Source organism: Thermotoga sp. Mc24 (assembly GCF_000784835.1).
GTDB lineage: Bacteria > Thermotogota > Thermotogae > Thermotogales > Thermotogaceae > Thermotoga.
In genome coordinates this window covers 26,390-43,592 of record NZ_JSFH01000008.1, presented here as the reverse complement: position 1 = coordinate 43,592, position 17,203 = coordinate 26,390, and the positions used below count along the sequence as shown (strand labels likewise).

24 protein-coding genes are annotated in these 17,203 nt (G+C 46.2%); 1 reads left to right on the top strand and 23 read right to left on the bottom strand.

Translation table 11 applies throughout. From position 1 onward, the window contains the following. Positions 1-31 precede the first annotated feature (31 nt). Positions 32-769, bottom strand: coding sequence for a tRNA pseudouridine(38-40) synthase TruA (truA, locus tag MC24_RS03690; RefSeq protein WP_008194815.1), 738 nt, complete (start codon positions 767-769; stop codon positions 32-34). A gap of 69 nt (positions 770-838) precedes the next feature. Between truA and MC24_RS03685 the strand changes: the two genes are divergently transcribed. Beyond that, the gene (locus MC24_RS03685; RefSeq protein ID WP_038052643.1) at positions 839-2,650 is read left to right on the top strand and encodes an outer membrane protein assembly factor BamB family protein; all 1,812 of its coding nucleotides are present in this window, start codon (positions 839-841) and stop codon (positions 2,648-2,650) included. On the opposite strand, the gene lepB is transcribed toward MC24_RS03685, so the two are convergent. The 22 genes from lepB to amrA form a co-directional block, all read right to left on the bottom strand. Continuing rightward, the gene (lepB, locus tag MC24_RS03680; RefSeq protein ID WP_038052640.1) at positions 2,647-3,567 is read right to left on the bottom strand and encodes a signal peptidase I; all 921 of its coding nucleotides are present in this window, start codon (positions 3,565-3,567) and stop codon (positions 2,647-2,649) included. The genes MC24_RS03685 and lepB overlap by 4 nt on opposite strands. Then, entirely contained in the window at positions 3,567-3,914 is a 348-nt protein-coding gene (rplS, locus tag MC24_RS03675) for a 50S ribosomal protein L19 (RefSeq protein WP_004081989.1), read from the bottom strand. Before rplS ends, lepB begins: the two co-directional genes overlap by 1 nt. Positions 3,915-3,916: 2 nt before the next feature. Beyond that, positions 3,917-4,495 carry an RNA methyltransferase gene (locus tag MC24_RS03670; RefSeq protein ID WP_012896405.1) on the bottom strand — a complete coding sequence of 193 codons (579 nt, stop codon included), beginning with the start codon at positions 4,493-4,495 and terminating at the stop codon, positions 3,917-3,919. Then, complete coding sequence (gene trmD / locus MC24_RS03665) at positions 4,489-5,226, bottom strand: tRNA (guanosine(37)-N1)-methyltransferase TrmD (protein ID WP_012896406.1); 738 nt, start codon at positions 5,224-5,226, stop codon at positions 4,489-4,491. The genes MC24_RS03670 and trmD overlap by 7 nt, the downstream gene beginning before the upstream one ends. After that, entirely contained in the window at positions 5,226-5,756 is a 531-nt protein-coding gene (rimM, locus tag MC24_RS03660; RefSeq protein WP_012896407.1) for a ribosome maturation factor RimM, read from the bottom strand. The genes trmD and rimM overlap by 1 nt, the downstream gene beginning before the upstream one ends. A 4-nt stretch (positions 5,757-5,760) precedes the next feature. Continuing rightward, entirely contained in the window at positions 5,761-5,988 is a 228-nt protein-coding gene (locus tag MC24_RS03655) for a KH domain-containing protein (protein WP_004081981.1), read from the bottom strand. Further along, positions 5,985-6,272, bottom strand: a complete 288-nt coding sequence (rpsP, locus tag MC24_RS03650; protein WP_004081979.1) for a 30S ribosomal protein S16 — start codon at positions 6,270-6,272, stop codon at positions 5,985-5,987. Before rpsP ends, MC24_RS03655 begins: the two co-directional genes overlap by 4 nt. Before the next feature lie 13 nt (positions 6,273-6,285). Beyond that, the gene (gene ffh, locus MC24_RS03645; RefSeq protein ID WP_038052638.1) at positions 6,286-7,587 is read right to left on the bottom strand and encodes a signal recognition particle protein; all 1,302 of its coding nucleotides are present in this window, start codon (positions 7,585-7,587) and stop codon (positions 6,286-6,288) included. 151 nt (positions 7,588-7,738) lie between these two features. Continuing rightward, positions 7,739-8,011 carry an acylphosphatase gene (locus tag MC24_RS03640; RefSeq protein WP_038052636.1) on the bottom strand — a complete coding sequence of 91 codons (273 nt, stop codon included), beginning with the start codon at positions 8,009-8,011 and terminating at the stop codon, positions 7,739-7,741. Then, positions 7,986-8,792, bottom strand: a complete 807-nt coding sequence (locus MC24_RS03635) for a mechanosensitive ion channel family protein (protein WP_038052634.1) — start codon at positions 8,790-8,792, stop codon at positions 7,986-7,988. Before MC24_RS03635 ends, MC24_RS03640 begins: the two co-directional genes overlap by 26 nt. A 4-nt stretch (positions 8,793-8,796) precedes the next feature. Then, positions 8,797-9,597, bottom strand: coding sequence for a hypothetical protein (locus tag MC24_RS03630; RefSeq protein WP_038052632.1), 801 nt, complete (start codon positions 9,595-9,597; stop codon positions 8,797-8,799). After that, positions 9,594-10,703 (bottom strand): tRNA guanosine(34) transglycosylase Tgt, encoded by a 1,110-nt coding sequence (gene tgt, locus MC24_RS03625; RefSeq protein ID WP_038052629.1) that lies wholly within the window; start codon positions 10,701-10,703, stop codon positions 9,594-9,596. Before tgt ends, MC24_RS03630 begins: the two co-directional genes overlap by 4 nt. Then, complete coding sequence (locus MC24_RS03620; RefSeq protein ID WP_038052628.1) at positions 10,688-11,296, bottom strand: cyclodeaminase/cyclohydrolase family protein; 609 nt, start codon at positions 11,294-11,296, stop codon at positions 10,688-10,690. Before MC24_RS03620 ends, tgt begins: the two co-directional genes overlap by 16 nt. After that, complete coding sequence (gene deoC / locus MC24_RS03615) at positions 11,286-12,032, bottom strand: deoxyribose-phosphate aldolase (RefSeq protein ID WP_038052627.1); 747 nt, start codon at positions 12,030-12,032, stop codon at positions 11,286-11,288. The genes MC24_RS03620 and deoC overlap by 11 nt, the downstream gene beginning before the upstream one ends. Before the next feature lie 11 nt (positions 12,033-12,043). Beyond that, positions 12,044-12,592, bottom strand: a complete 549-nt coding sequence (locus MC24_RS03610) for an HD domain-containing protein (RefSeq protein ID WP_038052621.1) — start codon at positions 12,590-12,592, stop codon at positions 12,044-12,046. Then, positions 12,589-13,257, bottom strand: a complete 669-nt coding sequence (gene radC, locus MC24_RS03605) for a RadC family protein (protein ID WP_038050999.1) — start codon at positions 13,255-13,257, stop codon at positions 12,589-12,591. Before radC ends, MC24_RS03610 begins: the two co-directional genes overlap by 4 nt. Then, the gene (locus tag MC24_RS03600) at positions 13,184-13,798 is read right to left on the bottom strand and encodes a Maf family nucleotide pyrophosphatase (RefSeq protein WP_038052618.1); all 615 of its coding nucleotides are present in this window, start codon (positions 13,796-13,798) and stop codon (positions 13,184-13,186) included. Before MC24_RS03600 ends, radC begins: the two co-directional genes overlap by 74 nt. Then, positions 13,722-14,267 carry a Gx transporter family protein gene (locus tag MC24_RS03595; protein WP_038052616.1) on the bottom strand — a complete coding sequence of 182 codons (546 nt, stop codon included), beginning with the start codon at positions 14,265-14,267 and terminating at the stop codon, positions 13,722-13,724. Before MC24_RS03595 ends, MC24_RS03600 begins: the two co-directional genes overlap by 77 nt. Continuing rightward, the gene (locus MC24_RS03590) at positions 14,264-14,584 is read right to left on the bottom strand and encodes a NusG domain II-containing protein (protein WP_235280295.1); all 321 of its coding nucleotides are present in this window, start codon (positions 14,582-14,584) and stop codon (positions 14,264-14,266) included. Before MC24_RS03590 ends, MC24_RS03595 begins: the two co-directional genes overlap by 4 nt. A 35-nt stretch (positions 14,585-14,619) precedes the next feature. Then, positions 14,620-15,669 carry an FAD:protein FMN transferase gene (locus MC24_RS03585; protein ID WP_038052610.1) on the bottom strand — a complete coding sequence of 350 codons (1,050 nt, stop codon included), beginning with the start codon at positions 15,667-15,669 and terminating at the stop codon, positions 14,620-14,622. After that, on the bottom strand, positions 15,636-16,631 hold the full coding sequence (gene amrS, locus MC24_RS03580) for an AmmeMemoRadiSam system radical SAM enzyme (RefSeq protein WP_038052608.1): 996 nt from the start codon (positions 16,629-16,631) through the stop codon (positions 15,636-15,638). Before amrS ends, MC24_RS03585 begins: the two co-directional genes overlap by 34 nt. Before the next feature lie 12 nt (positions 16,632-16,643). Beyond that, positions 16,644-17,168 (bottom strand): AmmeMemoRadiSam system protein A, encoded by a 525-nt coding sequence (gene amrA / locus MC24_RS03575; RefSeq protein WP_038052606.1) that lies wholly within the window; start codon positions 17,166-17,168, stop codon positions 16,644-16,646. Positions 17,169-17,203 lie beyond the last annotated feature (35 nt).

The following is a 17,203-nucleotide window of genomic DNA, read 5'->3' as shown; positions in this document are numbered from 1 at the left end:
TTTTCCTCAATCCTGTAATTGAAAGCAAGAATCAAAACAGCACTTTGTAAAAGTACAAGCCATGTGCAGGTGCGGTACCAGCCGCCGCGCTCCTGTCGCGTGCTTCGAGCACCTCCTTCATCTTCTCAGGTTCCCACTGCTTCAAACCAACTTTTACAAGAGCGGCAACGATGTTTCGAACCATTCTTCTCAGAAAGGATCTCCCCTCCACTCTTATAAGAACAAGATCGTTTTTTAACCTCAAAATTCTGATTCTGTATATGGTCCGCACAGGATCTCTTTCATCACTCCCCGTCTTGAAAGAGGTGAAGTCATGGGTACCCTCCAGGTACTTCGCTGCTTTTCGCATCGCATCGAGATCGAGCTCGTAGGGAAACCACCAGACGTATTTCCTGAGGAAAACGTTCTTCTGCTTCGAGGTCAGGATGAAGTAGTGATAGATTCTTTTTTTCACATCGAAACGGGGATGAAAATTTTTGGAGACCTCGAAAACCTCTTTCACATAAACATCATCTGGAAGATTCGCGTTCATGGCGTTTTTTATGTCCTCAGTGGTCATTCGATCGTTCGGACAGTTGAAAGCGATGAGCTGACCGTTCGCATGAACACCGGCGTCCGTTCTTCCCGCTGCCTGGGTGTAGATTCTCTGTTTGAATATCCTCTCAAGAGCGTCTTCTATGACTCCCTGAACCGTTCTGACATCGGGTTGCCCCTGATATCCAAAGAAATTACTTCCATCGTATTCGATCACTGCCGCCACGCGCTTCATCTTTTCACCTCGATTCGTGCTATATTTTTACTGTACCAGATCATATTTTAACAGCCGGAGTTGAAATACATGTGGAGGAAAATCGTCTTCTTTTGCATCCTTCTCGCGTCTTACCTATTCTCAGCGCAACTCATGGTCGTCCAGGGAAACCTCGCCTCCCTCGTGGAAGTGGAAGGAGACTCCTTGAAGAAGAACCTGGAGATCGTCCTTCCGTTCTCTCCCCTCGATGGAGTCGTGGTTTCGGATACGGCATATTTTGCGACCGGAAACGCTCTCCTGGAGTACAATCTGAGGAGCAAAGAAATCATCCGATCGCTGAAAATACCGGCAAAGAAATTGAAGTGGAACGATGAACGTTTGGTGGTAATCTGCGAAAAAGAGGTTCTGCTTCTGGATCCCGTTTCTTTCAAATACGGCAAGATCAGTTTTCAACAATCCGTTTCTGACGTCGATTTCTACGAAGGCTACCTGCTGGTGGGTCATGGAAAATACGTTTCTCTCATGAAAAACAGCGAAGAGATCTGGAAGATAGAGGCCAAGGCAGAGATAAACAAGATTTCTGTAAACAAAAATAAAAAAGCGTTCGCCGCCTTAACTTCCGATGGAACGATTTTTCTGGTGGATTTGGAAAACGTTCTGGCACCGAAGGTCGTTTTCTTCTCGAAATTTGAAGAAGCAGAAGACTTAGAATGGATCGAAGACTTTCTGGTCGTCTTTTTCAGAAACAAAGTGATCACCTTGAACGCGGCAAAATTGACGTCTCCCAGAGCGTTCAAGGAGTACATCGCAAGTGGAAACACCACATCGGTTGTAAAACTCCAGGATTCAATCCTCTTCACAAAAGGTAACGACCTCTACAGAGTGGGAGCCTTCTCTTTGAAGAAGATCGGAACAGCTCAAAGGGTTTTTCCGGTTCTTGCTCAGGGTGAGATGTACATACCGGGAGATCTGATCTGGCAGCTGGGTTTGGAAGCCGAGGTGAGATCTTCACCTGTCATTTTTGAGAATCTGCTGGTTGTAGCAGATGTAGAAGGAATCGTTCACGCTATCTCGATGAGCGGAGGAAAACTCTGGAGCTACAGAACAGGTTTCGTTATAACAGCACCACCCCGCGTTTTCATGGAAAGGATCTACGTAACGAGCTGGGATAACTTCCTCTACGCCATATCTCGAAACGGCCAGCTGGTGTGGAAAATCGATCTTGGGGCTGATGTTTCAAAGGCTTTTGAAGTGAATTCCTACGGTATTTACCTTGCCACCGACAGCGGCGAAGTGTACTTCATCGATCACGATTCTTCCATCGTGTGGCGATTCAAAGACGAAGAGTGGATTTCAACCGGTGTAACGGTCGATGAAAACGGAGTCGTCTATTTTGGAACTTCGAGAAGTCTGTACTCTCTCTATTCGAATGGTTCCTTGAGATGGAAAACCCGCGCAGGATATCTTCTAACGATGAAACCGATAATCATCGACGGATATGTGATCACTGGAAGTAACTCAGGCTGGTTGTTGTGCGTTAACAGAACGAACGGTGATTTGATCTGGAAAAAGAAACTTCCTCTCTCGTTGAATTCACAACTTTCAGCTTTCGGAGATACCGTTTTCGTGAACGCGGAAGATGGAATCTACTCGATCGATCTTTCTGGGAATGTGAAAAGAATCATCTCAGCTTCCACTCCTTCTCCGGTGGCTGTTTCAAGGGAAGGATACGTATACTTCGTGTCTGAGGACGTTCTTTACTCCTTCACACTCGATGGAAAGAGAAGATGGGAAAGAAAGGTCGGGGAGAGCACCGTAGAACCCGTTGTTGGCGAAGAACGTGTGGTGGTTGTCACCAGAAGTGGAAATCTCTACTGCTTTTTTGATTCTGTTCATCCTTAGTATTTCTGAATAGGACCGAACCTCTCAAAGGGCCAGATCCTCAAGATCGGCCATCCTATGATGTGGTCCTTCGGGACAAAACCGAAATATCTGCAGTCAAGACTTTCCTTTGTGTTGTCCCCCATCAGAAAGTAAAATCCTTCCGGCACCCTTATTCTGATCGTACCATCATCTGTTTTTCCGACGTACTTCTTGAGATCGAGTTTGGAGTAATATTCCTCGTAAAACTCATGGTAGATCATTCCTGGGATGTAATAGGACTTCGTTTTCTCGTCGTAGTAAACCATGGATGGATCGAAATAGTTCAACAAACCGGGGAGGAAAGCTTCTCCGTAGCTTAGACCTTCCTCCCCGATGAGGGAGAAAACAAGAACTGCCGCTGTTCTACCGTAATTCTTCGCGATATCGTATATGAAATCTCTGTACGCCTGTTTGTCTTTTCTCAGCTTGCTGGCCGTGTACAGCCAATCGTAAAAATCTTCGTACTTGAAGATTCCCTCCGGTTCGTAGTACCTGTCCTTCAAAACTTCCGGAATTTCACCGTTCACGTAGAGCTTTCCGTCCTTTATTTCGAGGACGTCTCCACCCTTTCCAACGAGACGCTTCACGTACTTTACATGACCCCTGAACTTACTGGGAGAAAAGAGATCCATGAATTTATCGAAAAGTCGAAGCATGTGGCTTGCTCTTTCATCCACGAACGGTGACCAGAAAACCACAATCTCTCCTATCTGCGGTTCACGTACAGTGTACGTGATCTTTTCGACGAAGAGTCGATCCCCAATCTGTATCGTTGGGATCATCGACCCAGTTGGAACCAGCATAGTCTCGAATATGTAGAGCCTCACGATCGTAGCTGCAACCAGTGCGTAAAGTAGTGCCTTGATCCATTCCACGGATTCTTTTTTCAGGTTCATCAATCTCTGCGCTCCTTGATCCTGATCTTACCTCTGACGTTCCTGAGGTAGTAGAGCTTGGCTCTCCTCACCTTACCCTTTCTCACAACCTCGATCTTCTCAACAACCGGGGAGTGGACGGGGAAGATCCTTTCTACTCCAACACCGTGGCTGCCTATTCTTCTCACTGTGAACGTTTTGTTTATTCCGGAACCTCTCTTTGCGATGACGATTCCTTCAAACACCTGTGTTCTTTCTCTGTCACCTTCTATAACTTTCACGTGTACCCTCACGGTGTCTCCTGGTCTGAAATCGGGAATCTCCTTTTTTTCATATTTCTTTTCGATGATTTTCACAAGATGATCCATCTTCAATCCCTCCTCGCGTAATTTTCTCCTATCAACCGATCGATGATGATGGCAGCAGCCGCTCTCACGGAAAGATGGTTGAAATCAGACTGCGCCCTTATGGGCTCCAGTACGTAATCGGATATCTCGAGAATTTCATCGGGAAGACCCCAGCCTGTACCGAGAAGTATGAGAACAGGTTTCTCGGTTTCCATGATTATTCTTCTTCCCTCTTCGAAAGAAATATCATTTTCGCGTTTTTTCGCAGAGGTGAAGAAGATCAAAGGTCTTTCTCCTTCGAGGATTTCTATGTCTTCCAACACATCTTCCAGATAGGATTTGAGCTTCACAAGTGTGAGAGATTCCGTTCTGGAAGGGTTGTACCGGCTTCCAAAACCTTCTCTCCAGAACTTCAGCATCTTGCTTACCATATCCTGCTGCGCTCTGAGGTTAGTCACAATGTAGTATCCCTTGAGGTTGTACGTTCTCGCGGTCCTTGCTATATCGTGGACATCAAGGTTTGTCACGGCCGTTGATATGATGCTGCCGTCTTTTCCTTTTATTGGGTAGTGAATCAGGGCCACGTACACCTTCTCTAACATTTCTCCATCATCTCCCTGAACAACTCTATTATAGCCAATTTGTCCATTTCGTCCAGTTCCTTCGCTAAGAAAAGATCTGGCCTCTTTGCCAGTGTTTTCTTTATGCTCTCCTTTCTTCTCCAGAGTTCCACCTTTTCGTGGTCTCCAGAGAGGAGAACATCTGGAACTTTCATACCCTTGTACTCATAAGGCCGTGTGTAAACGGGATGATCAAGCAGTCCCTGATGAAACGATTCTCTTTCTACAGATTCTCTCTCGACAACACCCGGTACAAGCCTCACAACAGCGTCAGTTATGACCATTGCGGGTAGCTCTCCACCTGTGAGTATGTAGTCTCCTATGGATATTTCATCGTCAACGATGCTCATCACTCTTTCATCTATTCCTTCGTACCTTCCACAGAATATAACGATGTCTTCCTTTTTTGAAAGTTCTTCTGCTATCTTGTAGTTGAAAATTCTTCCCTGCGGACTTGTGAGAACAACGTAAGGTTTTCCGTATTTTTCTACGTAACTTTCGTAGAATCTGAAGAAAGGTTCAGGTTTCATCACCATGCCGTATCCGCCGCCGTATTGATAATCGTCAACCGTTCTGTGTCTGTCGGTGGTGTAATCCCTCAAATTCTCCACGTTTATCTCCACGATGCCTCTCTCTACCGCCCGGGCTATGACGCCGTACTTTTTTATAACTTCGACCATTTCAGGGAATATTGTTACAATGGTGATCCTCATCAAATCCACTCCATTTCCTTTGCTATGATCCTTTTCGCACCTTTATCGATCTCAACGATACAGTCCTTCGTCATGGGGATCAGGGTTTCTTTCTTCTTTTTCCTCACCACGAGTACGTCGTTCGAACCGGTTTCTATTATGTCAACTACTTTTCCAACGTTTTCACCAGACTCGTAGAAAACATCGCAGTCCAGTATTTCGTAAAAGTAGTATTCGTCTTCGTTGAGCTTTGGTAGTTCCTCGTATTTTACGAAGACTTCACAGCCTTTGATCTTTTCTGCGGCTTCTATCGTGTCTATCGATTTGAACCTGATGAGAAAGAGCTTGTTCATCCTCCTCACAGACTCAACGGTGAGGTTGTAAAACGCCTTCTTCTCGCTGTTATAAAGAATCACATCGGAGAGGTTCTTCACGATTTCTTCAGAGTTCGTGTAAGGAAAGAACTTGACCTCTCCCTTGAGGCCGTGTGTGTTGACGATCTTTCCAATCGCTACTCTTTCATCCAACAGGTCTTGAATGGTTCTTATCATACTCTCACCGGACCACCTTGATGGTGATCTCCTTAGAATCTCCCATGAGCGCACTCAAAAGTATCTTCAAAGATTTTATCGTTCTTCCATCTTTTCCTATGACCTGTCCAACATCTTCTTCGTTCACAACGATTTCGTATACTTTCTTTCCTTCTTCGTCGAACTCCATGACCACAACCTCTTCGGGATGCTTCACTATTCCCCGAAGAATCTTCTCGAGGAGCTCCTTCATTCAGCCGTGGCCTCCTCTTTCTTTCCGTACTTTATCTCGTGGACCCTCTTCATAACCCCGAATTTTCTGAAGATATCCCTCACAGTGTCGCTCGGCTGAGCTCCTTTCAGAATCCATTCCACGGCTCTTTCCACATCGATCTTTATTTCCCCTTCTTTCAGAGGGTTGTAGTATCCAAGAGACTCGATGTAAGCACCATCTCTCCTCTTCCTGCTATCAACAACGACTATCCTGTAGAAAGGCTGGTGTCTTTTTCCCATCCTTGTGAGTCTGATCCTTACCACCGAACACACCTCCTCAGAATCCAAATGGTATTTTGAATCTGCCTTTTTTCATTCTCTTCATGAGAGTTTTCATCTGTTCATAACTTTTGAGAAGTTTGTTCACATCCTGGACGGTGGTTCCACTTCCGCGTGCGATTCTTCTTTTTCTACTGGCGTTTATTATATCTGGATTTCTCCTTTCCTCTATAGTCATCGAATTTATGATGGCTTCGATCTTTTTCAGTTCTTTTTCACTCACTTCCACATCGATCTTTGGTGCACCCGGGAGCATCTCAAGAATGGAAGAAAGAGGACCGAGTTTTTTCATTTCCTGAAGTTGTTCTTTGAAATCTTCCAGGGTGAATTCCGCCTTCAGGAACTTTTCCGCACTCTTTTTCATCTTTTCCTGATCGAGTTCTCTTTCCACTTTCTCGATCAGTGAAAGAACATCTCCCATTCCCAGGATTCGGTTTGCGATTCTGTCTGGATGAAACGGCTCAAGACCATCGAGTTTTTCACTCATTCCGATGAATTTAACTGGTTTTCCCGTCACGTATTTTATGGAAAGGATGACACCGCCTCTCGCATCTCCGTCCATCTTCGTTACAACGAATCCCGTTAAGTCGAGTCTTTCATCGAACACCTTGGCGGTATTAACCGCATCCTGTCCCATCATCGCGTCAACGACGAGCAGGATTTCATCTGGATTCAGAATTTTCTTTATCTCTTCCAACTCTTTCATCATTTCTTCGTCTATGTGAAGTCGACCAGCAGTATCCACTATCAGGACATCTTTTCCTGTACTCTCAGCAACGTCCACAGCTTTCTTTACTATCTCAACTGGTGTTTTGTTGTAATCGTGAACAACATTTACACCAATCTGATTTCCAAGTTTCACAAGCTGATCAACGGCTGCGGGGCGGTACAGATCCGCTGCTACAAGCAAAGGATTTCTTCCCTCTTTTTTGAGAAGTTTCGCGAGTTTTGCACACGTTGTGGTCTTTCCACTTCCCTGGAGTCCCACCATCATTATGGGAGATGGTCTGTGAACGAGTCTCAGTGGTTCGTTCTTTTCTCCCATGATTCTTACCAGCTCGTCTCTCACTATCTTTATGAACTGCTGGTCTGGTGTGAGACTTCTGAGAACTTCCTCTCCAAGAGCTTTTTGGAGGACGTGGTCCACGAATTCTTTCACAACTTTGTAGTTGACATCGGCTTCAAGCAGGGAAAGTTTCACTTCCCTGATCGCGTCTTTTACATTCTTTTCTGTGATCTTTCCGCGTCCAGACAGATTCTTAAAAACTCTGGACAGCTTCTCCTGAAGATTCTCGAACATCGAAACACCTCCGAAGGACCTTCTCTCATATTAGACGCTTCTCATTAATACCAGGTTTCCAATCATCTAAGGAGTAGCGCATTTAATGTTACGATTTCTTTGCGTTGAATAGGTAGTTTAACTTAATCCACCTACTAAACTAAACATGTTTTTAATAATACCTGATCGTGAAATCCTCGTATCCCTCAGGCGTTGTTTCTTCCACACTCACGTTCGTCACAACCGCCGCGGGTGGACCTTTCGCGATCTCACTCAAAAAACGCCGAAGGACATTCTCATCACCTTCGGCGTGTATGAAGACAGACCCATCATCCATGTTCATCACATAACCATTCACACCAAGAGATTTCGCGACTCTCCTTGTGAAATATCGAAAACCCACTCCTTGAACGATCCCCTCAACTCTTATTTTCAGAGCCTTCATGCTTCCACATCCTTATGAATTCTTCGTCAAAATGCACGTCGAGTTGTGGGAAAGGTATGTAGATTCCCTCTTTTTCTAGATAATCCTTTATTCTGAAAGCCAATCTCTTCACACCTTCGAAGAAGTTATCACGGTTGACCCAGAATCTGATAATGAAGTCTATGGAAGAACTGTTGAACGCGGAGAAAACAATAGCTGGTGCCGGATCTTTTTCAACGGTTTCTTCGTCTTCCAGCGCTTTCTGGAAGATCTCCACCACTTTCCTCAAATCAGCCGAGTAAGGAACTCCCACCACTATTTCCTGTCTTCTAACGTTTGAAGGCCAGAAGTGTATTATCTTGTCGTTCCAGACAGCCTTGTTTGGTATCATCACCCTTCGACCATCCCAGGTCCTGATCACGGTATGATTCAAATTCACCACTTCGACGGTTCCAGAGACTCCACCAGCTTCCAGAGCCTCTCCTTCCTTGACAGCTCGAGACACGAGAAGGAACAGACCGGAGAAGAAATTGGCCAGCGGTTCCTGAAGAGCGAGACCTATGACAAGACCTCCGATACCAACCCCAGCAAGAAGTGGCGCGAGGCTCAGATTCCATATGTCGAGAACCACCATCACCGCAATCACAGAGATGATCAATCCAAGGAAGAATCTAATGGTATTTCTCATCTGAAGCTCTTTTCCGAGCTTTTCCACACTCTTTTCGATGAGCTTGAACAGCCACTTGAAAACCAGATAAGAAACAACAACTGTTACCGCCGTCAGGATCAGTCTGGTGAACAAGTTCTCACCACCTCACAGCAAATTTGATGCCCGTTCCCTGAGTGTAGTAATACTCCGAAAAAGGATCGCTACTCACAGGTGAACTGATGATGAACGTGTCAAAACCTACAGATACGTTGTTCACAGTTGCGTAGAAACCAAGAGAGATTTTCACGGCACCTTCTTTTGTCTTGGTGTTGCTCAGCATCGAAACTCCCAGACCAGCTTTTTGTTCCGATCCGATCGTGAAATCTATTCTGTTTTCCAACACTTCCTGGTCAAATACCAGAGAGTAGGAGAACCTGTTTTTCCTGGAGGAATCGTAGAAAAGCTTCAAAAGATAAGTTCCTCCCATGTAAGTTCCTTTCTGACTCCAGAGGGTGAAATCCCGAACGCTGACGCCAAAACCAACATCTTTGAACAAGTAACCAGAAACACCTCCATGAAGATCGATCTCTTTTCTCTCTTCCTGATCCATAGTGAAAGAAACACCAGCTCCGACACTCAAGCTCTCCTCTGGCGAAAAAGCCGCATCGTATTCGATCGTGGTCCTGTAGCTGGATTCCGTTAGAGTGCTTCTTTTCAAATACAACACTCCAGCGATGTTTGGTGCGGGAGTCTGGAAGAGTCCAACCAGGAAGGTTCCCAGAGATTCGCTTCCGCTTGAAAACACCTGATACGAACCCATGACTCCCTGTTTGTTCATGGAAAGAAGCCGCGCGGGATTTTCGAAGAAAGCCCACTCACCAGAATAGGAAAAAATCTCGAGCTGGGAAGCCACTGTCAATGTTGAAATCGCGAGAATCAAAATAAAAACCTTCTTCATACACTCACACCCCCTGAAGAATAGACTTCCACCACTTTGCCTTTTAGTTCCCTGAAAGTTCCGTTCTCTATAGAATGCCTTACTTCCTTCATCAGAGAGATCATGAAGTTGATGTTGTGAATCGTGAGTAGTATCTGTCCAAGAACCTCTCCTCGATCGAAGAGGTGATGGATATAAGACCGCGTGAAATTCCTGCAGGTATAACACCCGCACCTTTCGTCCACCGGTTCGAGGGATCGCTTGTTGTAAGAGGCCTTGAGGTTGAGTTTCCCATTCCAGGTGAGAGCAGTTCCGTGTCTTGCTATCCTGGTTGGAAAAACACTGTCGAACATATCCACTCCTCGTTCAACGAGCTCGAGTATGAGTTCTGGAGACCCTCCTCCCATGAAATAACGGGGCTTATCTTCTGGAAGAAACTCCACCGTGACTTCGGTCATTTCAAGAGTGAGGGATCTTTCTTCACCTACGCTCAATCCTCCTACGGCGTATCCATCGAATCCAATCGATGTGATCTGAAGAGCGCTTTCTCTCCGCAGATCCGGGTAGATCCCTCCCTGAACGATTCCAAAGAGTGCTTGATTCTCTGTTTTGAAAACCTTTTTAGATCTCAAAGCCCACCGATAGGTCCTCTCTGTTGCCTCTTTCACCTCTTCGTAATCGGCATCGGGTACAGGACAGTGATCGAAAACCATGCAGATATCCGATCCCAGAGCGATCTGAACCTCCATGGATATCTCTGGATTCAGGAAAACTTTCGAACCGTCAATAGGAGATCTGAAGACCACACCTTCATCGTCTATCCTGATCTTTGGAAGACTGAAAACTTGAAACCCTCCGCTGTCGGTGAGTATCGGTTTTTTCCATCCCATGAAGTTGTGAAGTCCTTTGTGGAGCTTTATGATCTCCACACCGGGCTTCAACATGAGGTGAAACGTGTTCGAAAGAATTATCTCCGCTCCCGCTTCTTCCAGATCTCTGGGAGTGAGAAGCTTCACGTTCGCGTTGGTTCCAACCGGCATGAAAACAGGAGTTTCAACAGCTCCATGGTGAAGCTTTATGGTTCCCCGTCTTGCTTTTCCGAAAGTTTTTTTCACTTCGAACTCCACACGATTCCCTCCAGCATCTTCTTCACCCTCTGATAGCACCCTTCAATCTGTGCTTCCTGTTCTTCGAGCTCTTCCAGCATGTTTTTCCTGAAAGTCTCGTCTGAAATCTCTTTCAAATTGATCAGAACGTTCACCTTTTCAACCTGAAAGACCGCGCGGCAGAGATCTGCGGCGTTCAACGTGTCCGATGCCAGATTCTTGTTTCCAAATTCGGCGAGCTTCTCGAGCTCGTGTGCGAGGTCTTTCATCACCCTTATCACGTCCATCGGTACAGAAGCGGCTTCCTTCAGAGCATCCTGAAGCTCTCCTTCAGAGGATTTGTAAGCTTTCATGACCTTTTCAAAGGCTTCCATGTCTTTCTTTGAAAGATCGAAGAGTTTCAGTCTCGCTTCTTCCATTGCCTCAACTATCCTCTCCATCTCCGGTTCCACATCTTCGTAACCCTTTTTCTTCCTGGTGAAATTCGCAACCATTTCAGCGAGGGCACACGCCATGGCTCCCACGACTGATCCAACTGCTCCCCCACCAGGAGTTGGCTTTCTCTCCGCAACCATATCACAGAAATCCTTGAGTGAAAGACGTTCAACCTCCATATTTATCTTCTCCCTCCTGAATAATCTTGACACCTGAACTCGTTCCTATTCTATCAGCACCGTACACGATCATCTTAACAGCGTCTTCAAAGGTTTTGATTCCTCCGGAAGCTTTTACACCCATCTCGTTTCCCACGATCCACTTCATGAGATGAACGTCTTCTGCAGTTGCCCCTCCCGTTCCAAATCCTGTAGAAGTCTTCACGAAATGAGCTCCAGCGAGTTTGGAGATGACACACGCTGCTATCTTTTCTTCCGTATCCAGATAGCACGTTTCAATGATCACTTTCACGACTTTTCCCTTCACTGATTCGACAACACTTCTTATATCCTCGTAAACGTACTCCCACTCCTTTGCCTTGAGCATGCCAACGTTGATGACCATATCGATCTCATCGGCTCCATTCTCAACAGCGAAGATCGCTTCATGGGCTTTCGTCCGAGTTTCGTTCGCTCCCAGTGGAAAACCAACAACGGTGACGACTTTCACATCGGTTCCTTCGAGTTCTTCACGAGCCAGTTTCACATAACACGGATTCACACAGACTCCATAGAAACGATTTTCCCTTGCTTCAAGACAGAGTTTTTTTATATCGTCTGGTGTGGCAAACGGTTTCAGATTCGTGTGCTCTATAGCACTTCTCACATCTTCGATACCCGCGCTTTCTCTGAAAGGCTTGAACTCGTAAGATTCTCTGTACCTCGCTATTGCTTCCTCGATCATGTACTCTATCATGAGAAATCACCTCACAGACCGAGTTCGGAGGCGATTGATTTCATCGCCTCAAGGGAGATTTCCAGAAATTTCTCAAGAGAGAGTCCAAAGTTTTCACAGGTTCTCATCTGTTCCCTACTCGCTCCCTTCGCAAAGGCCTTTTCCTTGAATCTCCTCAGCAGAAAATCCACATCGATAACATCCAGTTTCTTCTCTGGTCTGATCAGTGCGGCCGCTACTATAAAACCAGTGGTTGGATCCACCGCATACAAAGCCTTCTCCATCAAAGTTTCTGGAGTTTTCTTTTCGCAGTGGGCCAGAATAGCGTTGAGAACGTCTTCGGGTACGTCCTCATCTTTCAGGATCTCCAGGGTCTTCAAGCCATGTTCCTCGGGTTTATCTTTGGTGTAGTCGTAATCTAGATCGTGAAGAAGTCCGGCAAGACCCCATTTTTCTTCGTCCTCGTTGAATTCCCTAGCGAGAGCTCTCATAACAGCTTCCGCTGCAAGACAGTGCTTCACAAGATTTTTCGTTTTAACGTGGGTTTTCAACAGCTCCATTGCCCTTTCTCTGCTGATCAAAGTTCTCCCTCCTCCCTGAAGCTGAAATATCCTCGTCTCGATACGATGACGTGATCCACAAGACTCACCCCAAGGATCTCTCCCGCTCGTTTCAACCTTTCCGTGATCAAACGATCTTCTTTGCTGGGAGTGGGATCACCAGAAGGATGGTTGTGAACGACGATCACTCCAGATGCATTAGCCCTGATAGCCGTTCGGAACACGTCCCGCGGATGTATCAAACTCCTGTCAGAAGTTCCAACAGTGAGTGTGTTTTCTCCTATAACGTTGAGCTTCGTATCGAGACAGATCACCTTCACAATTTCCCTCTCAAGATACACCATCTCCTGGCAGTATTTGTAAACTTTCACGGAAGAGTCCAGCTTCTCCGGTATCCTTTCCAGTTCTCTGTGAAGTCTTTTTCCAAGCTCCAGAGCGGCTTTCAGAGTGATGGCCTTGACCATACCGACCCCTTCGACCGAAGCTATCTCTTCGAGACCTGCGTTCGAGAGTTTTATCAACGAGCCGTCAAACCTTTCAAGAAGATCCTTTGAAAGTTCGAGAACGTGTTTTCCCTTCTTTCCAGTTCTCAACACTATGGCGACGAGTTCTTCAACCGAAAGCGACTCTGGCCCCGCCTTTATCATCCTCTCTCTTGGAAGCAACCTTCCACCATCCCTTTTCATAGAGGTACTGCCAGACCATTCCAAGAGGAAATCCCACCACAGTGAAAAAGTCTCCTTCTATTTTTTCGACGAAGACGGCCGCGAAATCCTGTATCCCATAAGCCCCCGCTTTGTCGAGAGGTCTGTATTTCTCAACGTAGTAATCAATCACACTCTCTGGGAGTTCTCTGAACCTGACCTTCGTTGAAGAAACGAACACGTCTTTCGTTTCACTGGAGACGAACGCCACCCCTGTGTAAACCACGTGCCATTTTCCAGAAAGCTTCTTCAACATACCTTTCGCTTCTTCCAGAGACTCCGGCTTTCCCAGTATGTTACCATCCAAAACCACCACCGTATCGGATCCAATGACGAGTATTCCCTCTTCTTTCCTCTTTTTGAACACCCACTCCGCTTTTCTCAACGAGAGTTCTCTAACGGTCTCTTCGGGACTTTCAAGAAACTCCTCTTCAACATCAGGCTTTTCAACTTCGAACTCTATCCCCAGCAACTTCATCAGCTGCCTTCTTCTGGGCGAAGAAGAAGCGAGAATAATTCTCAAACACTATCCCTCCCATCCTGCTTGCCAGGAAGGCGTTGACTGTTCCCGAGACAAGACCGAGTATCACCATCAAAGGAAAGAGCAAGAAGGTCTTCGTGCTTTCAACTAGAAAAGATATGACGATGAGCTGAACAAGGTTGTTCACAAAAGATCCCATTGCACTCAAGCTCAAGTAACCAAAATCGAACCGGGCCAGAAACGCTTCCACCAGGGCAGCGGAAACGGCACCGAAGAATCCAGTTAGAAAAGATGGAGAAAGAAACCTGCCGGAAAAGAGAGCACCCAAAATGCTCTTTGCAGATGCGACGATCAGAGCATCTCCAAAACCAATTTCCGAAGCTATCATGAGAACTATCGAGTTAGAAAATCCCCATCTTCCGAACGGCACCGGAAAAGGAAGCAGATTCTCCAAGACATAAAAAGTAGAAGAGAGAGCAGTCAAAACTGAAAGAAGTGCTATCCTCCTCACCAGGTCACGGTATCGTAATCTGTCTTTTCCTCGAAGAATATTATCACCTCGTTTGGCACACAGATGATGGTTCCTCTTGGACCAACCCATCCGGTTTTCACGCACAGTTTCAGAGGACAGGTTGACTCAACGACTCTGACCCTATTCCCATCGAATTCCACCTTCATGAGGAATTTTCCGTTCTCTGTTATGTCGTACGTTCCTGGTTTCGATAGAATCCTTCTGAAGTCTTTCCCTTGAACCACAACCTTGCTTCCTTTCTTCTCTGAAGCGAGTATTGAAAAGATGAGAACAACGAAGATCAGAAGAATCAGCACCACATCTTTTTTTCTGAAGAAACTCCTCACCTTTTTCACTCTCTTTCGAACAGCTTGAAGGTCTCAGACTTTTCGATCGCTCCTCCTTCAAGAACTATCAGCGGGTGAGCGCCCATATTTGGAAAATCGAGTGTCACTTTCCTCCAGTCCTTTCCGGCCATCACAAAGCCCGCTGTGGAGAGAGCGTCAGCCGTGGTGGCATCTTCGGCTATGACCGTTACACTCCACACACCGCGGGCAGGATACCCTGTTGAAGGATCGAGAATATGATGATACCTGACACCGTCCACAACGAAATATCTTTCGTAATCACCGGAAGTCGCAACCGCTCCGGATTTCAGATAGATGTAATCTATCACACCGTCTTCCCTGGGATTCTTTACTCCTATCACCCACGGATACTTTCCAAACTTTGGCCCGATAACGCGAATATCCCCACCCGCTTCGACAAAACCCGTTGCGTTCTCATCAAAAGAGAGGGCTATCTGCCTGGCTCTGTCGAGGGCGTACCCTTTCGCTATACCACCAAGATCGATCTTCGCACCGTTTTTAACCATCACTCTCATGTTCTTATCGTCGAAGAGAACGTTTTTATACCCGGTATGCTTCAGAGCTTCTTCGATCTCTTCCGGAGAAGGTACCCTGAGATTTTCGTAGTTCCCGGTAAACCCCCAGAGTTCGAGAAGCCTTCCTAACGCTGGATCGAACGCTCCATCTGTGAGTTCTGCAAACGCGCAGGCCGCTTTGATCAAACTGTAGGTCTCTTCATCCACCTCAACCCATTCGTCGGGATGATCGTTTATCCTTTTCACAACGCTTCTTTCATCCGTGAAAGAAAACTTGTAGGTGATTCTCTTCATGTCTTCCAGAATGGCTTCTGCGATCGTTCTGGGATTTATCTTCTGAGAAGAAACGACTATCCTTACACTCGTTCCGAGAGCGAAATCTCTGAGCTCATAATACTGATCTTTCGTTCGAATGAGAAGTAAAGTCAAGAGAATCGCAAGAGATCCCAGAAGGAGAGAAGAAAAGATGATGATGTTTCTTCTGGTTAACCGATGATCGTTGCTATCTGACGGCCACATTTTGTGCACTTCCCTTCCTCATCCAGACCCATCTTTTCCACTTCATAGCCCTGTCTTCTGATCACAAGACTTCCACAATCTGGACAGAAAGTGCTCTCGTATCTTTCGTCCCACACGTTGCCGAGGTAAACGAAATTCAGATATTCCCTGGCCATCTCGTATATCTCGATGAGCTCTTCGACAGGCGTTGGAGGTATGGTGTACTTGTAATTTGGGAAGTAGCGGCTTATATGAAGAGGAATGTCCTTGTCCAGATCGGCGATCCACTCGAATTCTCTTCTCAGGTCTTCTTTGTCGTCGTTCTTTCCCGGAATTATCAGTGTGGTGAGCTCAACGTGGATACCAGCGTTGTAAACCTTCTCTATGTTTCTGAGGACCACGTCCAAATCTCCTCCGATCTCCCTGTAGAAATCTCTGTTGAATCCCTTGAGATCTATGTTCATCGCATGCACAGACTGAAAGAGGAGTTCAAGAGGTTCCTCGTTTATAAAACCATTGGTTACAAGAACACAATACATACCCTCCTTTACCGCCACACGCGACGTGTCAAGAACGAACTCGTACCAGATAAGAGGTTCGTTGTACGTGAAAGCGATTCCTTTGGAGTTCCTGTTCATCTGGGCTATCTTAACAAGCTGTTCGGGAGTAACTCTTTTGGTTTCTGGCTTTGCCTGTGAAATCCCCCAATTCTGACAGAAACCACACTTGAAATTGCAGCCGAAAGTTCCCACGGAGAATATCTGCTCACCGGGGTTGAAGTGGAAAAGCGGTTTCTTCTCTATAGGATCCATGGCGATCGCCGTTACCTCACCGTAGTTCAGACTCACCAGGGAACCGTTTCTATTCTTTCTCGCTCCACACAAACCAGTTTGTCCGTTACCGAGTACACACTCATGCGGGCACAGAAGACACTTAACTTTCTCATCCTCAAGAATTTCAAAGTGCAAAGCCATTCTCTCCATATCCCATCCTCCTCATTTGTAGCGTTCAACCGTGAACCTGTAAATCTCCACATCGTCGTCCCATTCAGGAATTCCAGCTTTCAGTTTCGCTATTCTGAGCTGTTCTTCGACCGTATCCACACCTTCTATGTCCGGAAGCAAAAGTCCTCTCCTCCAGCCTTTCACCACTATCACACCGTATTTTTTCGGGTCGAGCTCAGAGATATCCTTCACTGGTTCAGGAGAACTGAGAACATCCACATGCACAACGATATCGTCGAGTTCGTCGGGCAAGACCGGAGGAAACCTTGGATCCTGAGTGGCAGCCGCGATGGCGTTATCTCTTATCTCGAGAGCAAGATTCGGCTTTGTGGGAAGGTAGGTTCCTATGCAGCCTCTCAGAGAACCGTCCGTTTTGTGGAGAGTCACAAAAGCACCGGCTCTCCTTTTGAAAAGCTCCTCAGGAACACTTTCATCGGGTTCGATCACTCTTCCATATCTCACATAATTTTCTATGACCTTTATTGCCCATTTCACGTAAGGATGCTCACCTATCATACTCTCACCACCTGTAACAATTATAGCACCTGTTG

Excerpts from the sequence above, each read along its gene's own strand:
- radC (WP_038050999.1), bottom strand. The coding sequence starts at position 13,257 with ATGAAAAGGGATGGTGGAAGGTTGCTTCCAAGAGAGAGGATGATAAAG.
- rplS (WP_004081989.1), bottom strand. The coding sequence starts at position 3,914 with ATGGATCATCTTGTGAAAATCATCGAAAAGAAATATGAAAAAAAGGAG.
- lepB (WP_038052640.1), bottom strand. The coding sequence starts at position 3,567 with ATGAACCTGAAAAAAGAATCCGTGGAATGGATCAAGGCACTACTTTAC.
- MC24_RS03585 (WP_038052610.1), bottom strand. The coding sequence starts at position 15,669 with ATGTGGCCGTCAGATAGCAACGATCATCGGTTAACCAGAAGAAACATC.
- MC24_RS03630 (WP_038052632.1), bottom strand. The coding sequence starts at position 9,597 with ATGAAGAAGGTTTTTATTTTGATTCTCGCGATTTCAACATTGACAGTG.
- amrS (WP_038052608.1), bottom strand. The coding sequence starts at position 16,631 with ATGGAGAGAATGGCTTTGCACTTTGAAATTCTTGAGGATGAGAAAGTT.
- trmD (WP_012896406.1), bottom strand. The coding sequence starts at position 5,226 with ATGAGGATCACCATTGTAACAATATTCCCTGAAATGGTCGAAGTTATA.
- deoC (WP_038052627.1), bottom strand. The coding sequence starts at position 12,032 with ATGATAGAGTACATGATCGAGGAAGCAATAGCGAGGTACAGAGAATCT.
- MC24_RS03670 (WP_012896405.1), bottom strand. The coding sequence starts at position 4,495 with ATGTTAGAGAAGGTGTACGTGGCCCTGATTCACTACCCAATAAAAGGA.
- MC24_RS03620 (WP_038052628.1), bottom strand. The coding sequence starts at position 11,296 with ATGGAGGTTGAACGTCTTTCACTCAAGGATTTCTGTGATATGGTTGCG.
- truA (WP_008194815.1), bottom strand. The coding sequence starts at position 769 with ATGAAGCGCGTGGCGGCAGTGATCGAATACGATGGAAGTAATTTCTTT.
- MC24_RS03685 (WP_038052643.1), top strand. The coding sequence starts at position 839 with ATGTGGAGGAAAATCGTCTTCTTTTGCATCCTTCTCGCGTCTTACCTA.
- MC24_RS03640 (WP_038052636.1), bottom strand. The coding sequence starts at position 8,011 with ATGAAGGCTCTGAAAATAAGAGTTGAGGGGATCGTTCAAGGAGTGGGT.
- MC24_RS03655 (WP_004081981.1), bottom strand. The coding sequence starts at position 5,988 with ATGAAGGAGCTCCTCGAGAAGATTCTTCGGGGAATAGTGAAGCATCCC.
- ffh (WP_038052638.1), bottom strand. The coding sequence starts at position 7,587 with ATGTTCGAGAATCTTCAGGAGAAGCTGTCCAGAGTTTTTAAGAATCTG.
- rimM (WP_012896407.1), bottom strand. The coding sequence starts at position 5,756 with ATGATAAGAACCATTCAAGACCTGTTGGATGAAAGAGTAGCGATTGGA.
- amrA (WP_038052606.1), bottom strand. The coding sequence starts at position 17,168 with ATGATAGGTGAGCATCCTTACGTGAAATGGGCAATAAAGGTCATAGAA.